We start from the raw sequence: 15,893 nt of genomic DNA, 5'->3' as shown, positions 1-15,893 counted from the left end.
TTTAAATGGATTATAATATATCAGTTATTCTGTTAACAATAATTTTTATTTCCGGAAGTACTTGGATAATCGACTCAATTAAAAAAAAAAATAACAAAAAAATTATTAAAAATAATACATATTTAGAAAAAATAAAAAAAAATGTTATTTCAATGTTTCCTGTATTTATATTAATATTTATATTTCGTTCATTTGTCTTTGAACCATTTCGAATTCCATCAGAATCGATGATGCCAACATTATTTGTAGGAGATTTTATTTTAGTAAAAAAATTTTCTTATGGTATTAAGGAACCAATTTTTCAAAAAACTATTTTCAAAACAAATCTTCCAAAACGAGGAGATGTTGTAGTATTTAAATACCCAAAAAATAACAAAATTAATTATATAAAACGAGTAATAGGTATTCCAGGAGATAAAATTTTTTACAATTCTCAAAATAGCAAAATTTTTATTTTTCCTAAATGTAAAAATAAAATAAATTGTAAAACCATATACTTCAATAGATCAAAACTCAAAAATAGTAAATTTGTTGAGATAAGAAATAATTTTAAGAATTACAAAAATAAAAAAAATCAAATAAACAAAAAAGAAAAAAAAAATAAAAGTTGTTTAATACTAAAAATAGCTAGAGAAACAGTAAACAATAAGTCATACTCTATACTTTTTAAAAAAAAAGATAAAAAGAAAATAAATAAAATAAAAATTTGGACCGTTCCAGAAAAAAAATATTTTATGATTGGTGATAATAGGGATAATAGTTATGATAGTAGGTATTGGGGATATGTACCTGAAAAGAATTTAATAGGAAAAGCTGTTTATATTTGGATGAGTTTTAAAAAAGAAGTAAACAAATGGCCTACAGGTTTCCGATTATCTAGAATTGGAAAAATTGAATAATTTTAAAAAAATAAATTTTATTTATTTAAAAAAATATTTTTTCTTTTTTAAAATATTTATTTTTAATAGTTCTAAAAATAAAATTTTATTTTTTTTTAAATTGGTATAATATGGAATCTTCTATAATAGAAAAATTAGAAAAAATTTTAGGATATCAATTCATACAAAAAAAACTACTAAAACAAGCTCTTACTCATAGAAGTGCTAATAAAAAACACAATGAACGTTTAGAATTCTTAGGAGATTCTATTCTTAGTTTCGTTATTTCTAATGTATTGTATCATAATTTTCCATACGTTACTGAAGGAGATATGAGTAGAATGAGGGCAACTTTAGTAAGAGGAGATACTCTTGCTAAAATAGCATATGAATTTCATTTAGGAAAATATTTACAATTAGGTCAAGGAGAAATAAAAAGTGGTGGAGGATGTAGAGAATCAATATTAGCAAATACTATAGAAGCTATAATAGGCAGCATTTTTTTAGATAGTAACATTAAAACTATAGAATCACTAATTCTAAAATGGTATTCAAAACGTTTAAAAAAAATCAGCCCAGGTGATAAGCAAAAAGACCCGAAAACAAGATTACAAGAATATTTACAATCAAAACATTTACCTCTTCCATCTTATCTTATAGTTAAAGTATATGGAGAAGCTCATAATCAACAATTTACAATACATTGTACAATTACTGGAATGAATGAACATCTAGTAGGAATTGGTTCTAGTAAAAGAAAAGCTGAACAAAACGCAGCATACAATGCTTTAAAAAAATTAGGAATACAGTGAACATTAAAAAAAACAAATTTGGAACAGCCATTTTATTAGGAAGAACGAACGTTGGTAAATCTACTTTATTAAATAAAATAATAAATAAAAAAATATCAATTACTTCTCGTAAAAAAAATACAACAAAAAAAAATATTATTGGTATTCATACTGAAAAAAAAGATCAGACAATTTATATAGATACACCTGGCTTTCAAAAAAATATTTTTTTTTTGACTTTAATTTAATTAAAAAAACTATTAATCTAGCACAAATTATAATTTTTGTTTTAGACCGATGTAAATGGACAAATTATGAAAATTATATTTCAAGTATAATAAAAAAAAATAAAATACCAGTTATTGTTCTAATAAATAAAATTGATTTAATAAAAGATAAAAAAATAATATTGCCTTACATAAATTTTTTAAAAAAAAATATAAAAAACATAAAAGAAATCATACCAATTTCTGCAAAAAAAAAAATAAATTTTGAAAAAATAAAAAAAATAGTGGGAAATTTACTTCCTGTAGAGAAACATCAATTTAAAAAAGAACAAAAATACGTTTTTTCATTAAAATTCGAATTATCTGAAATAATTAGAGAAAAAGTTATTAGATACGTAGGAGATGAAATTCCTCTAATAGTTGATGTTAAAATTGAATTTTTAAATCAAAAAAATGAAAATAAAATATATTTAATTGCAATAATTCTTGTTAATAACAATAGACAAAAAAAGATAATAATTGGAAAAAATGGAGAAAAAATAAAATTAATATTAAACATTTCTGAAACAGAAATAAAAAAAAGATTAAAAAAAAATATAAATTTGAAATTACATATAAAAATAAAAAAAAATATATGTTATAATAAATAAAAAACTATAATTAAATTAATATGAGCATATTTGGAATTGGTATAGATTTATTAAAAAAAAAAAGAATTTATAAATTTTCTTTATTAAAACAAAAAAAGTTAGCAAAAAAAATTCTTTCTGTAAATGAATTAAAAAGATTTAAAAAAAAAAAAAAGAACTAAAAAAATTATTTTTATCTAAAGCTTTTACAATAAAGGAAGCAGTATCTAAAGCTTTTGGAATTGGAATACAAAAAGGATTTTTATTCAAAAATTTTGAAATTGATCATAATTATTTAGGAAAACCTAAAATCAAGTTAACAGGAAAACCATTGAAATTTTTTAATAAACTAAAACTTAAATCGATTTATATTAGTTTAACTGATGAAAAAAAATATGTTTTAGCACTAGTAATAATCGAAAAATAAAATTTTCATTAAAACTTTTAAAAATTTTATTTTTTTTTCCTTTTTACAAGGAAAAAACTTTTTATTAAATTTGAACATTCAAATTCTAAAATTCCAGAAATTAAACCTAAATTATAAAATTTAGATAAAAAATATAAAAACTTATTTTCTTTTTCGTTTCTTCTGTTATTCTTAGCACCATATACCAAAGTTTTTACTCTACTATGTAATATAGCTCCAAAACACATTAAACAAGGCTCTAATGTAACATATAAAATTGAATTTAAAATTCTATAATTTTTTATTTTTCTTGCTGCTTTTCTTAAAGTTATTATTTCAGCATGAGCAGTAGGGTCGTTACATAAAATAGAAGAATTAAAACCTTCTCCAATTATTTTATTATTTAAAATTAATACTGAACCTATAGGAACTTCCCCAATTCTCTGAGAATGTTTAGCTAGATTAATTGCATATTTCATCCAATGCTTGTGAACTTTTATATTGTTTTTTATCATATATATTTATAAAAAAAAAACCTACTTTTTTTTAATTCATATTTCTTTTAGTTATTCTATTTTTTTCAATCTTCCAATCTCTTTTTTTTTCAATGTTTCTTTTATCAGTTTTTTTCTTACCTATAGCTATTCCTATTTTTAATTTAATCCACTGATTTTTTAAATAAAATTCAATTGGTACTACTGTGTATCCATTTTTTTTTAATATATTGCTTAAATTTAAAATTTCATTTTTTTTTAATAATAACTTTTTATTTAAAAAAAAACTGTCTTTATTATTATTAAATCTATTAATATCACTACTTTTGTTATTTACAGAGAAATTACATAAAAAAGCTTCTTTATAACTAATTCTAATATATGATCCAATTAAATCTGCTTTCTTAGATCTTATATTTTTTACTTCCCATCCTTTTAAAACTATTCCTGCTTGAATGGTTTTTTTTATGAAAAAATTGTGATATAATTTTTTATTTTTTACAAGTATATGATTTTTAAATCTTAATTTATTTTTCATTTTTTAAGAACAAATAAAGTTTTTACTAAAAAATATTTTTTTATTTTTTAATCATTAGTATTATTTGAAACTATTACCATAGCAGGTCTTAACAAACGATTGTTTATCGTATATCCTTTTTGAATTACTTCAACAATATAGTTATTTTTAATCTCTATAGAATTAACAATAGCAATCGCTTGATGTTTATTAGGATTAAATTTATTATTTTTAGAATCAATAATTCTAATATTAAATTTTAATAAAAATTTTGAAAATGTTTTTAAAATATTTTTCAAACCTGTGCAAATTATTGTTTCTTCATTTTTTTTAGACAAACTCAATGCTCTTTCTAAATTATCTATTACAACTAAAATAGATTTTATAATTTTGTCAAAAGAATAATTATATGAATTTTCAATATCTTTTGTAGTTATTTTTTTTATTTGTTCTATTTCTTTTTCTGAGTTCTTTTTATCTTTTAAAAAACTTTTTTTTAAAAAATAATATTCTTCTATTATTTTTTTTTCTTCCTTATTTTTAAGGAAAATAGAATTATCTTTTAAATTTTTTTTTTCCATTATGTCTTATACACCTATTTTTTATAAAATAAATATATTTCTTAATTTTTATTTATTGGACTCTTGTAAGAAATCGACATATCCCATGGTAATTCAATCCATATGTTTTGAGGAACATCAATAATATAGTCATCTACTAAACTTTTAGAAGATGGTTTTGCAAAAACAGTAACAAAAAAAGAATCTGGGTATAAAATTTTTATTTTTTTTGCTGTTCTACCAGTGTCTACTAAATCATCTACTACAATCATTTTGTTTCCAGTACCTAGAGCCTTTTTTATTACTTTTATATTTCTTAAACTATTTTCTTCATCATAACTGGAAATACAAACCGTATCTACACATCTTATTCCTAATTCTCTTGACAAAATTGCAGCAGGAACTAAACCACCTCTACTAACAGCTATTATTCCTTTCCATCGACACATTGGAAGTAGTTTTTTTGCTAAATTTTTAGTATATATTTGAAGCATATCCCACGTTACAATATGTCTTTCTATCATTTCTTTATATAAAATGTATTAAAATTTTAAATAAGTATTTATACACAAATTTTAAAAAAATAACTCATTATTAAAAAAAATTAAAAGTTACTTTTTACATTCGGTGCGGACGGGGTTCGAACCCGCGACCTCCGGCGTGACAGGCCGATATTCTACCAATCTGAACTACCGCACCTTAATAATTTTTATGCATATAAAACTGTTAAAAACAAATCTTACATTCTTTTTTTAATTAAGTCAAATTCTATTCTTTTTTTTAAAATCCTTTTTATCCCACATGCATTTTCCAAATTTTTTTTTCATGTTTTTTAAATAAAAAAAATGTTTTTCTAATTCTAGATTGTCTGCAAATAAAACAACTAAAGATCTTTTTTCAAGTATAGTATTATTTTTTTTGAATTTCTTTAATTTTTTTTTAACTTCAGAAAAATCTATTAAATATTGTTTCACAGTCATAAATAAATAAATTTTTGATAAAATTTTAGCATCTAAAATAGCACTATGTTTTTCACGATTTATAGATATTTTATATCTTGTACACAAAGAATCTAAATTATTTTTTTTTCCAGGAAATAATTTTCTTGCTAAATCAAGAGTATCAATAATTTTACAATAATTCTCTACTTTTGGAAAATTAAAATTTAATAATTGAAATTCATAATCAATAAATCCTACGTCAAAACTTGAATTATGTATGATAAGAACAGAATTTTTTATAAAATTAAATAATTTTTTAGAAATTTCTCTAAAAGTTGGTTTATTTAATAAATAATCGTCAGAAATTCCATGTATACGAAAAGCAGACTCTTCAATTTTTCTATTTGGTTGTAAATAAAAATGAAAATTGTTTCCAGTTAATTTACGATCAATCATCTCTACTATTCCTATCTCAATAATTTTATGATTAAGATAAGGTTTTCCATTAACATTCATTCCAGTAGTTTCAATATCTAATATTAATTTTCTTTTTTTACTCATTTTCATATATAATAAATGTTATTACCTAAAGATAAAAAAATAAATGTCTTTTATTAAAAATTTTATTAAAAAAAAAATTTTTATATTTACTGATGGATCATGTTTGGGAAATCCGGGTCCAGGTGGATATAGTGCTATATTACAATACAAGAATAAAGAAAAAATCATTCAATCGGGTTTTTATTTGACAACAAATAATAGAATGGAATTAATGGCTATTATATTTTCCATAAGTGTTCTTAAAGAATCCTGTTTAATTGAACTAACAACAGATAGTAAATATGTACAACAAGGAATGTTAATTTGGATACATGATTGGAAAAAAAAAACTGGAAAAATAAAAAAAATAAAAAAATAAAAAATATAGATTTATGGATTCGTTTAAATTATATAGTAAAAAAACATATTATAAGATGGAATTGGATAAAAGGACATTCTGGAAATAAAAATAACGAAAGATGTCATCTAATAGCAAAAAGAGCTGCTAAAAATCCTGTTTGCATAGATCATGGATATATAAAAAAATAATATTAAAAAAATGAAAAATATAAATTTAATATCAGTTCCTATTTTAATTGATAATTATGTATGGATAATAGTAAATTCTTATAATAATAAATGCATTATTATTGATCCAGGATATCATCTACCTATTATTAAAATAATAAAGAAACTAAATTTAATTCCTAAATATATTCTAATTACTCACAAACACTTAGATCATGTAATAGGTATAAAAAAAATAAAAGAAAAGTTCCCAGAAATAATAACTTTCGGTCCAAAAGAAGCCATAAAATATGGAGTTGATCATATCGTTTATGGAGGAGAAAATATTCTTCTATTAAAAAAATATTTTAATGTTTTGTCAACACCAGGCCACACAAGAGGTCATGTTTCTTATTATTGTGAGAATTATTTGTTTTGTGGGGATACAATATTTTCAGGAGGTTGTGGAAAGATCTATAAAAAAAACTATATTTCTATGTTTAATTCTATGAGAAAAATATATTTATTACCAGAAGAGACAATATTATGTTATTCACATGAATATACATTTTGCAATTTACAATTTCTTAGTATCAATTTTCCAAAAATTAAAGAAATTATAAAATATTATAATTTAATAAAATATTTAAAAAGAAAAAATTTTTCCTTAATAAGTAATTTAAAGCAAGAAAAAAAAATAAATTTATTTCTTAAATTTTCTTCTAAATACGAATTTTTAAATAATTTTATTCAACTAAGAAAAAAAAAAGACAAATTTATTTGCAAAAAATAATTTTTTGGAGCTAAGCGGGGTCGAACCGCTGACCTCCTGCGTGCAAGGCAGGCGCTCTACCAAACTGAGCTATAGCCCCAGTTTTTTTTTTCATGGTAGGCCTGAGCGGATTTGAACCACCGACCTCACCCTTATCAGGGGTGCGCTCTAACCAACTGAGCTACAAGCCTTCTTTTTTTTTATAAATAGAAGTTTGTTTTTTTATCAGATAATTTATGTGAGCACTTTTGAAATATTAAGTGTTTTTCTTGTAAGGAGGTGATCCAACCGCAGGTTCCCCTACGGTTACCTTGTTACGACTTCACCCCAGTCATGAATCACAAAGTGGTAGGGTCCACCTTTTATATATAAAAAATATACAAGTTAAGATTCCTGCTTCTTTTGCAACCCACTCCCATGGTGTGACGGGCGGTGTGTACAAGGCCCGGGAACGTATTCACCGTGACATTCTGATACACGATTACTAGCGATTCCGACTTCGTGGAGTCGAGTTGCAGACTCCAGTCCGGACTACGATGTACTTTTTGAGGTTAGCATGACTTTACAGTTTAGCATCTCTTTGTATACACCATTGTAGCACGTGTGTAGCCCTGGTCGTAAGGGCCATGATGACTTGACGTCATCCCCACCTTCCTCCGGTTTATAACCGGCAGTCTCCCCTGAGTTCCCAGCATTACCTGATGGCAACAGAGGATAGGGGTTGCGCTCGTTGCGGGACTTAACCCAACATTTCACAACACGAGCTGACGACAGCCATGCAGCACCTGTCTCATAGCTCCCTTTTCAGGGCACTTTTAAATTTCTAAAAAATTCTATGGATGTCAAGACCAGGTAAGGTTCTTCGCGTTGCATCGAATTAAACCACATGCTCCACCGCTTGTGCGGGCCCCCGTCAATTCATTTGAGTTTTAGCCTTGCGACCGTACTCCCCAGGCGGTCGACTTAACGCGTTAGCTTCGGAAGTCACTCCTCAAGGAAACAACCTCCAAGTCGACATCGTTTACAGCATGGACTACCAGGGTATCTAATCCTGTTTGCTCCCCACGCTTTCGCACCTCAGCGTCAGTCTTCGTTTAGGAGGTCGCTTTCGCCACAGGTATTCCTCCAGATATCTACGCATTTCACCGCTACACCTAGAATTCTACCTCCCTCTACGAAACTCTAGCATTCCAGTTTCAAATGCAATTCCTAAGTTAAGCTCAGGGCTTTCACATCTGACTTAAAACACCGCCTACGAGCTCTTTACGCCCAGTAATTCTGATTAACGCTAGCACCCCCCGTATTACCGCGGCTGCTGGCACGGAGTTAGCCGGTGCTTCTTCTTCAGGTAACGTCATCAAACAAACTTTTTATTTTTGCCTCTTTCTTTCCTGACGAAAGTACTTTACAACCCTAAGGCCTTCTTCATACACGCGGCATAGCTGCATCAGGCTTTCGCCCATTGTGCAATATTCCCCACTGCTGCCTCCCGTAGGAGTCTGGACCGTGTCTCAGTTCCAGTGTGGCTGGATATCCTCTCAGACCAGCTAGAGATCGTAGCATTGGTAAGCCATTACCTCACCATCAAGCTAATCTCGTCTGGGTTCATCCAAAAGCGCAAGGTTCATTCAATAAATTGAATGAATCCCCTACTTTGGTTTCTCAACTTCATGCGGTATTAGCCACCGTTTCCAGTGGTTGTCCCCCTCTTTTGGGCAGATCCCCAGATATTACTCACCCGTTCGCCGCTCGCCGACAAAAAAAAGTAAACTTTTTCTTTCGATGCCGCACGACTTGCATGTGTTAGGCTTGCCGCCAGCGTTCAATCTGAGCCATGATCAAACTCTTCAATTAAAAACTTTTTTTCTTAAACAAATAAGATTATTAATGAATAAATGAAAAACACTAAATCTCAAGTGCTCACATAGATTTTCTGATATTTTTAAAGAACATAAACAATAAAACATCTCTAATGTTACAGAATTATCAAGAAAAGTCAATCAATTTATTAATTTTATTTTATATTTTATTCTTTTTATTTATTTTATTTCATAGTTTTAATCTTTAATCTTCCACTTATTTAAAAAAATATTTATAATCATATAAACAATAAAAATTTTCTATTACCTAATACATTTAACTTTCAGAAATAAAAAACAATGAATATAATTTCTATTTTATCAAAAAAAATTAAAAGATCATTAATAAAATGTGGAGCTTCTAAAAATTGCGACCCACTTCTAATTAGATCTAAACAAATATCAAGAATAGACTATCAAATTAATGGAATTATGAAAATAGCTAAAAATTTAAACATAAATCCTATGAATTTAGCAAAAAAAGTTGTTTTACATATCAATTTAGAAAAAGAATGCCAAATAATAGAAATTTCAAAACCTGGTTTTATAAATTTAACTTTAAAAAAAAATTGGATTGAAGAAAAAATGGAAGAAATACAATTTTGCACAAGATTTAAAATTAAACGATCCAATAATCCTAAAAAAATAATAATTGATTATTCTTCTCCTAATATTGCTAAAGAAATGCATGTTGGGCATCTCCGATCTACAGTGATTGGTGATTCTATAGTACGAATGTACGAATTTCTTGGTCATAAAGTAATAAGAGCAAATCATATTGGAGATTGGGGAACACAATTTGGAATGTTAATAACCTACTTACAAATGAAAGAAAAAAAAATAAAAAGAATAAAATTAAAAGAAATGGAAAAATTTTATAAAATAGCAAAAAAAAAATATTTATCTGATAAAAATTTTTCTATATTATCTAGAAAAAATATTCTAAAGCTACAAAAAAAAGATAAAGAAATATATTCAATTTGGAAAAAAATAGTAAATATAACAAATGTCACAAATGAAAAAATATATAAAAAAATGAGAATAACATTAAGAAAACAAAACATAATGGCAGAAAGCTCATATAAAAAAATGTTACCAAAAATTGTAAAAGATCTAATAAAAAAAAAAATAGCAAAAAAGAAAAATAATACTGTAATTATATTTTTAAAAGAGTTTAAAAACAAACTAGCAGAACCTATGGGAGTTATTATACAAAAATCAGACGGAGCATTTCTTTATAGTACAATAGATATCGCATGTATAAAGTACAGAACTAAAATACTAAAAGCAAAAAAAATAATTTATTTTACCGACAGTAGACAAAAACAACATTTAGAACAAGTACAATTAATTGCTGAAAAAGCAAACTATATATCTAAAGAAATCATAATAAAACATTATATGTTTGGAATGGTACTTACAAAAAATAATACTCCTTATAAAACTAGAAGTGGAAATACTATTAAACTTATAGATTTAGTAAATGAAGCAATAAAAAGAGCAAAATTTTTAATTTCTAAAAAAAACCCTAAATTATCAGATTATGAACTAAATTTAATTTCAGAAAAAATTGGTATTGGAGCAATAAAATACTTTGATTTGTCTAAAAATAGATCAACAAATTACGTTTTTGATTGGAATACTATGCTTTCCTTAAAAGGAAATACATCTTTGTATATACAATATACCTACGTAAGAATCTTATCTCTTATTAAGAAATCTAAAATAGAACTACAAAATTTAAAAATGAATAAATATTTTTTTCTAAGAAAGAAAATAGAAATTCAATTAAGTTTAAAAATTTTACAATTCGAAGAAACATTAAAAAAATCAACCATAAACGGATATCCTCATATAATATGTTTATACTTATATGAACTTTCAGTAATTTATTCAAACTTTTATGAAAATTACAATATCTTACTTGAAAAAAATAACAAAATTAAAATCAGTAGATTAAAAATATCATTTTTAACATCTAAAATTTTAAAAAAAGGACTATACTTATTAGGAATAAGTACAGTTAATTATATTTAATAGTTATAAAATAAAATTTATTAAAAAAAAATTAAAAAACATTTTTTTACAATGTATTTTTTTTTTAAATAAAAAAATATTTTAATTAAAATCAATGTTTTCCAATTATATTGACTGATTTAATAATTTTGTCATCAACGTATAATTCTGAATTAGATATAACAGTTAATTCTGTAAATCTTTGTCTTAAAAAATAAGAAATATATTCTCTTAATTCATTTCTTACTAATAAAACAATTGGTAAATTCAAAGATTTTTGTTTGTTTATAGCAATTTCAGTTTGATAAAAAACTTTCTCTGACAAACCAGGTTCTATTTTACCTTCGCTAGATTGAATAATTTGTAAGAATAATTTTTCTAATTGATGATCTAAAGTTATAACTTCAATAATTTTTACAGTTTTTGGAAAAAATTTTTGAGTAATAATTTTACCTAATGCAATTCTTACAAAAACTGTCAATTGTTGAGGTTGATTTTGAATATTTGAATCTTGTTCTATTAATGTTTCTATTATAGTACGAATATCTCTGATAGGAACATTTTCAAATAGTAAATTATATACTACTCTATGAAAAACAGTTAAACTAATTAAATTAGGAATTAAATCTTCTACTAACTTAGGAACATCTTTTGATACACATTCAAGAAGACTTTTAGCTTCTTCTCTACCGAATAGTTTATGAGAATAATCTAACATCAATTTATTCAAATGAGTAACTATTACAACACTAGTACTAACAACTGTATAACCTATCTTTTTTGCTTCTTCTACTTGATCAATATCAATCCAATATGCATCCAAACCAAAAGCAGGTTCATGTATTAAATTATTTGAATTTGATATATTATCATCACTAAACTTAACGTTTCCAGAATTGATAGATAAAAAACGATCAACAAAAACAATACCATAACCTACTTCTACACCTCTAATTAATATTCTATAATTATTTTTTTCTAAATCAGGATTATTGTAAATATGAATTCTAGAAGGCAAAAATCCAATATCTTTAGTAAATTTTTTTCTAATTAAAGAAATTCGGTTTTTTAAATCTTGATCAGAGTTAGAATCAATTAAAGATAGCAAAGAAGAACCTAACTCAATCCCTAAAACATTTTCTAATCGAACGTCTTTCCAAGAAGCATCTTTAATTAATGTTTTTTCTTTATCAATTTTTTTTTCATTTTTAAAAAAATCTTCAAAAGTTTTTTTAGAATGACTCTTATATAATTTCCAAGAAAAAAACATCAACAACGAAGAAAAAAATAAAAAAATAAAATTTGGCATACCAGGAACTAATCCTAAAATTCCTAATACAATCGAACTTAAAAAAATGACTCTAAAATCACAAAGTAATTGACTTACTATTTGTTCACCAACATTTTGTTCAGTAGTTACTCTAGTTACTATTACTCCAGCAGCTGTAGAAATTACTAAAGCAGGAATTTGAGCTACTAATCCATCTCCTATCGTTAATAAAGTATAAACTTTTGCTGCTTGTCCTAATTGCATTTGATGTTGAAAAACAGCAATAACCAAACCACCAACAACATTGATTATCATTATTAATATTCCAGCTATTGCATCACCTCTAACAAATTTACTTGCTCCATCCATAGATCCATAAAAATCAGCTTCTTGAGAAATTTCCATTCTACGATTTTTAGCTTCGTTTTCTCCTATTATTCCTGCATTTAAATCAGCATCAATTGCCATTTGTTTGCCTGGCATTCCATCTAATATAAAACGAGCTCCTACTTCTGCAATCCTTCCAGCTCCTTTAGTAATAACCATAAAATTAATTATTACTAATATAATAAAAACAATGCTTCCAATTACAAAATTCCCACCAACTAAAAAATGTCCAAAAGATTCTACTACATACCCCGCTGCTGCTGATCCAGTATGACCATTCAATAAAATAATTCTAGTAGAAGCAACATTTAAAGCTAATCTCAACAAAGTTGAAAATAATAAAATACTTGGAAAAGCTGCAAACTCTAGTATGTTTTTAGTAAACATTGCTGATAGCAATATCATTATTGATAAAGCTATATTAAATGTAAAAAACAAATCTAAAATAAAAGAAGGTAATGGAACTACTACCATAGATAATATAATTAATATTAATATTGGACCAGATAATATATGCCATTGAAAAGAATTAAAACTATTTGCAATTTTAGACGTTTTAATAAAATTAAACATTTTTTTCTCTCTTGTATTTTTTTTCATCTAAAATAGAAAAACTAGTTGGTTTTTGTGGAAATTTTCCTCCATTTCTTTTCCATCTTTGTACTCTCCATGCCCACGCTAATACTTCAGCTACTACTGTATAAAATTTACTAGGAACGTAGTGACCAACTTCAACATAACGATATAAAACACGTGCTAAAATTGGATTAGACATTATAGGAATATGATTTTTTTTTCCTAAACTACAAATTTTTAATGCTATTACTCCTGTACCTTTCACTAAAACTTTTGGTGCATGCATAGTTTTTTCGTCATATATTAACGCAATTGCATAATTAACTGGATTAGTAATAATTACATTTGCTTTAGGAACGTTAATAGTCATATTTCTTTTAGAAGAAATTCGCATTGCATTTCGAATTCTAAATTTAATAATTGGATTTCCCTCTATGTATTTAAATTCATCTCTTATTTCTTGACGACTCATTCTTAAATTTTTATAATAACGATAGTTATCTAGTAATATATCAAAACAAACAACTGGAAAAATAAATAAAATAGAATAAAAACAACAAAAATAAATTACATTTTTTCCTAATAAAAAAAATGTTTTCATTCTATCTATTGAATATAAAAAACCCAAACTATTTAAACTATAGTTTCTTATAAATAAAATGAAAAACAATATTAAAAAAAAAACTTTTGTTGTTAATTTTAAAAAATCTAAGACTGCATTATAAGAAAATATACTCTTTATTCCTTTCAATATATTAATTCTTGAAAATCTTATTCTTAAAAAATTAAATCTAATAAAACGACCATTTAACATTAAATAATTAAAAATCAAAATAGCTAATAAACTAAAAAAAAATAATAAAAAATAAAAAAACAAAATTTTAAAAAAATCATTTAATATTAATGATATCTTATTATCAAAATGTTCTGATCTAAAATTTCCACAAAATAAAAAACATACTTTCATAACATTTTGAAATTTAGAAAAAATTGTAAAATATAAAAATTTAAAACCTAATAAAAATACAATCAATATTACAATTGAATTTACGTCTCTAGAATTTTTGTTAAATTCTCCTTTTTTGTAAACTTTTTTCAATCTATAATGAGTAGGTTTTTCTGTTTTTTCATCGTTTGATTGATAAGTAGACACAATAATTTCCTGATTTATTAAAATTAAAAAACAAATAAAAAATAATATAATTTATTTTTAAAACAGGAGCAAGTAGATATCTTAAATTTAAAAGATGAATAAATCTGATTAAAAAAATAACTATCAAATAAATTATTTTAAAAAATCCATAGAAAACAGGAAAATTTTAATGAAAACAAAGAACTATTATCTTTTTACTATGAAACAAATAAATAAAAATTCTAAAATTAGTATAAGTCATAAATTAATGCTAAAAGCAGGATTAATCAGACAACTATCTTCTGGAACATATACCTGGTTACCAATGGGTGTAAAAGTAATTAAAAAAATCAAAAATATTATTAGAACAGAACTAAATAATATTGGAGGAATAGAAATTTATATGCCAACAATACAATCTTCAGAAATTTGGAAACAAAGCGGAAGACGAGAAACATATGGAAAAGAATTATTTAAACTTATAGATAGAAAAAAAAAAGAATTTGTTTTAGCTCCTACCCACGAAGAAGTTGTAACAAGTCTAATAGCACAAGAAATACATTCTTATAAACAACTACCATTAATTTTATATCAAATACAAAATAAATACAGAGATGAAATTCGAGCAAAAGCAGGAGTTGTTCGATCAAGAGAATTCATTATGAAAGATGCTTATTCTTTTCATGAAAACTCAACATCTTTAAAAAATACGTACGAAAAAATGATATATACGTATACAAATATATTTAAAAAAATGAAATTAAAATTTAATTTAATTAAAGCAAATTCTAATCATATTGGAGGTGATATTTCTCATGAATTTCAAACTAATACAAAAAAAAAAATAACAAAAAAAAATATAAAATATGAAATTATCGATGATAATCCTATAGAAATAGCACATATTTTTCAAATTAAAAAAAAATATACATCAATTTTTAATACTAAAATACAAAACAAAAGTGGAATAAAAAAAATTATAACAATGGGTTGCTATGGTATAGGAATAACTAGATTAGTAAGTGCTATTATTCAACAACATCACGATGAAAAAGGTATCATTTGGCCAAATACTTTATCCCCTTTTCAAATTGCAATTATACCTGTAAATTTATATAAATCAAAAATAGTAAACAATATTTCTATTGAAATATATAAAATTTTAAAAAAAAATAAATTTGACGTTCTATTTGACAATAGAAAGGAAAGAACTGGAGTTATTTTCAATGAAATGGATTTAATTGGTATACCACACCAAATCATAGTCAGTGAAAAACTATCAAAAAAAAAAGAAATAGAATATCGAGATAGAAAAAAACATGTTTCTGAAATTTTAAAAAAAAATAATATAATAAATTTTATTACTAAAAAAATAAAAGAATAAAAAATAA

General features: G+C 24.6%; 14 protein-coding genes, 3 tRNA genes, 1 rRNA gene and 2 pseudogenes. 9 read left to right on the top strand and 11 right to left on the bottom strand.

Annotated elements, in window-relative coordinates; translation table 11 throughout:
- The first annotated feature begins 5 nt into the window (after positions 1-5).
- From lepB to acpS, 5 genes and pseudogenes are all read left to right on the top strand, one after another.
- Positions 6-899 (top strand): signal peptidase I, encoded by an 894-nt coding sequence (gene lepB / locus AB4W66_RS01090; protein ID WP_367675050.1) that lies wholly within the window; start codon positions 6-8, stop codon positions 897-899.
- Positions 900-1,009: 110 nt separating this feature from the next.
- Positions 1,010-1,690, top strand: coding sequence for a ribonuclease III (rnc, locus tag AB4W66_RS01085; RefSeq protein ID WP_367675049.1), 681 nt, complete (start codon positions 1,010-1,012; stop codon positions 1,688-1,690).
- Complete coding sequence (locus tag AB4W66_RS01080) at positions 1,687-1,917, top strand: GTPase (protein WP_367675048.1); 231 nt, start codon at positions 1,687-1,689, stop codon at positions 1,915-1,917. Before rnc ends, AB4W66_RS01080 begins: the two co-directional genes overlap by 4 nt.
- 161 nt (positions 1,918-2,078) lie before the next feature.
- Positions 2,079-2,546, top strand: a complete 468-nt coding sequence (locus tag AB4W66_RS01075; RefSeq protein WP_367675047.1) for a KH domain-containing protein — start codon at positions 2,079-2,081, stop codon at positions 2,544-2,546.
- A gap of 160 nt (positions 2,547-2,706) precedes the next feature.
- A pseudogene (gene acpS, locus AB4W66_RS01070) lies at positions 2,707-2,952 on the top strand (holo-ACP synthase); the annotation flags it as partial.
- A 26-nt stretch (positions 2,953-2,978) separates the two neighbouring features.
- Here acpS and tadA read toward each other — a convergent pair.
- The 6 genes from tadA to dnaQ all read right to left on the bottom strand — a co-directional run bounded on the left by tadA (position 2,979) and on the right by dnaQ (position 6,004).
- Positions 2,979-3,446, bottom strand: coding sequence for a tRNA adenosine(34) deaminase TadA (tadA, locus tag AB4W66_RS01065; protein WP_367675046.1), 468 nt, complete (start codon positions 3,444-3,446; stop codon positions 2,979-2,981).
- Between the two features lie 31 nt (positions 3,447-3,477).
- Positions 3,478-3,963 (bottom strand): SsrA-binding protein SmpB, encoded by a 486-nt coding sequence (gene smpB, locus AB4W66_RS01060; protein WP_367675045.1) that lies wholly within the window; start codon positions 3,961-3,963, stop codon positions 3,478-3,480.
- Between the two features lie 47 nt (positions 3,964-4,010).
- Positions 4,011-4,523 carry a nucleotide exchange factor GrpE gene (locus tag AB4W66_RS01055; RefSeq protein ID WP_367675044.1) on the bottom strand — a complete coding sequence of 171 codons (513 nt, stop codon included), beginning with the start codon at positions 4,521-4,523 and terminating at the stop codon, positions 4,011-4,013.
- 41 nt (positions 4,524-4,564) lie between these two features.
- Positions 4,565-5,026, bottom strand: coding sequence for a xanthine phosphoribosyltransferase (gene gpt, locus AB4W66_RS01050; protein ID WP_367675043.1), 462 nt, complete (start codon positions 5,024-5,026; stop codon positions 4,565-4,567).
- Positions 5,027-5,127: 101 nt separating this feature from the next.
- A tRNA-Asp gene (locus AB4W66_RS01045) sits at positions 5,128-5,201 on the bottom strand.
- Between the two features lie 62 nt (positions 5,202-5,263).
- Entirely contained in the window at positions 5,264-6,004 is a 741-nt protein-coding gene (gene dnaQ, locus AB4W66_RS01040; protein WP_367675042.1) for a DNA polymerase III subunit epsilon, read from the bottom strand.
- Between the two features lie 64 nt (positions 6,005-6,068).
- Here dnaQ and rnhA point away from each other — a divergent pair.
- Positions 6,069-6,532 (top strand): annotated as a pseudogene (rnhA, locus tag AB4W66_RS01035) (ribonuclease HI).
- A 10-nt stretch (positions 6,533-6,542) separates the two neighbouring features.
- Positions 6,543-7,283: a hydroxyacylglutathione hydrolase gene (gene gloB / locus AB4W66_RS01030; protein ID WP_367675041.1), complete on the top strand. Its 741-nt coding sequence runs from the start codon at positions 6,543-6,545 to the stop codon at positions 7,281-7,283.
- 5 nt (positions 7,284-7,288) lie between these two features.
- Here the strand turns inward: gloB and AB4W66_RS01025 are convergent.
- The 3 genes from AB4W66_RS01025 to AB4W66_RS01015 form a co-directional block, all read right to left on the bottom strand.
- Positions 7,289-7,362: transfer RNA gene (locus AB4W66_RS01025), tRNA-Ala, on the bottom strand.
- A 14-nt stretch (positions 7,363-7,376) separates the two neighbouring features.
- Positions 7,377-7,453 (bottom strand) — tRNA-Ile (locus tag AB4W66_RS01020).
- Positions 7,454-7,534: 81 nt separating this feature from the next.
- A 16S ribosomal RNA gene (locus AB4W66_RS01015) occupies positions 7,535-9,116 on the bottom strand.
- Positions 9,117-9,421: 305 nt separating this feature from the next.
- Here AB4W66_RS01015 and argS point away from each other — a divergent pair.
- A complete protein-coding gene (gene argS / locus AB4W66_RS01010) occupies positions 9,422-11,158 on the top strand; it encodes an arginine--tRNA ligase (RefSeq protein WP_367675040.1) in 1,737 nt (578 codons plus the stop codon).
- 91 nt (positions 11,159-11,249) lie between these two features.
- On the opposite strand, the gene flhA is transcribed toward argS, so the two are convergent.
- A complete protein-coding gene (gene flhA / locus AB4W66_RS01005; protein WP_367675039.1) occupies positions 11,250-13,367 on the bottom strand; it encodes a flagellar biosynthesis protein FlhA in 2,118 nt (705 codons plus the stop codon).
- The gene (locus AB4W66_RS01000; protein ID WP_367675038.1) at positions 13,360-14,523 is read right to left on the bottom strand and encodes an EscU/YscU/HrcU family type III secretion system export apparatus switch protein; all 1,164 of its coding nucleotides are present in this window, start codon (positions 14,521-14,523) and stop codon (positions 13,360-13,362) included. Before AB4W66_RS01000 ends, flhA begins: the two co-directional genes overlap by 8 nt.
- A gap of 169 nt (positions 14,524-14,692) precedes the next feature.
- On the opposite strand from AB4W66_RS01000, the gene proS reads away from it, so the two are divergent.
- Positions 14,693-15,886, top strand: coding sequence for a proline--tRNA ligase (gene proS, locus AB4W66_RS00995; RefSeq protein ID WP_367675037.1), 1,194 nt, complete (start codon positions 14,693-14,695; stop codon positions 15,884-15,886).
- The last annotated feature ends 7 nt before the right edge of the window (positions 15,887-15,893 follow it).

The sequence above is a fragment of the Buchnera aphidicola (Tetraneura ulmi) genome, assembly GCF_964058925.1.
GTDB lineage: Bacteria > Pseudomonadota > Gammaproteobacteria > Enterobacterales > Enterobacteriaceae > Buchnera_D > Buchnera_D aphidicola_B.
This window is presented reverse-complemented; position numbering and strand designations above follow the sequence as displayed.

What these genes read in the sequence shown, in the direction of transcription:
- lepB (WP_367675050.1), top strand. Translation starts at nt 6, where the DNA reads ATGGATTATAATATATCAGTTATTCTGTTAACAATAATTTTTATTTCC.
- argS (WP_367675040.1), top strand. Translation starts at nt 9,422, where the DNA reads ATGAATATAATTTCTATTTTATCAAAAAAAATTAAAAGATCATTAATA.
- smpB (WP_367675045.1), bottom strand. Translation starts at nt 3,963, where the DNA reads ATGAAAAATAAATTAAGATTTAAAAATCATATACTTGTAAAAAATAAA.
- dnaQ (WP_367675042.1), bottom strand. Translation starts at nt 6,004, where the DNA reads ATGAGTAAAAAAAGAAAATTAATATTAGATATTGAAACTACTGGAATG.
- gloB (WP_367675041.1), top strand. Translation starts at nt 6,543, where the DNA reads ATGAAAAATATAAATTTAATATCAGTTCCTATTTTAATTGATAATTAT.
- gpt (WP_367675043.1), bottom strand. Translation starts at nt 5,026, where the DNA reads ATGATAGAAAGACATATTGTAACGTGGGATATGCTTCAAATATATACT.
- tadA (WP_367675046.1), bottom strand. Translation starts at nt 3,446, where the DNA reads ATGATAAAAAACAATATAAAAGTTCACAAGCATTGGATGAAATATGCA.
- flhA (WP_367675039.1), bottom strand. Translation starts at nt 13,367, where the DNA reads ATGTTTAATTTTATTAAAACGTCTAAAATTGCAAATAGTTTTAATTCT.
- proS (WP_367675037.1), top strand. Translation starts at nt 14,693, where the DNA reads ATGAAAACAAAGAACTATTATCTTTTTACTATGAAACAAATAAATAAA.
- AB4W66_RS01055 (WP_367675044.1), bottom strand. Translation starts at nt 4,523, where the DNA reads ATGGAAAAAAAAAATTTAAAAGATAATTCTATTTTCCTTAAAAATAAG.
- rnc (WP_367675049.1), top strand. Translation starts at nt 1,010, where the DNA reads ATGGAATCTTCTATAATAGAAAAATTAGAAAAAATTTTAGGATATCAA.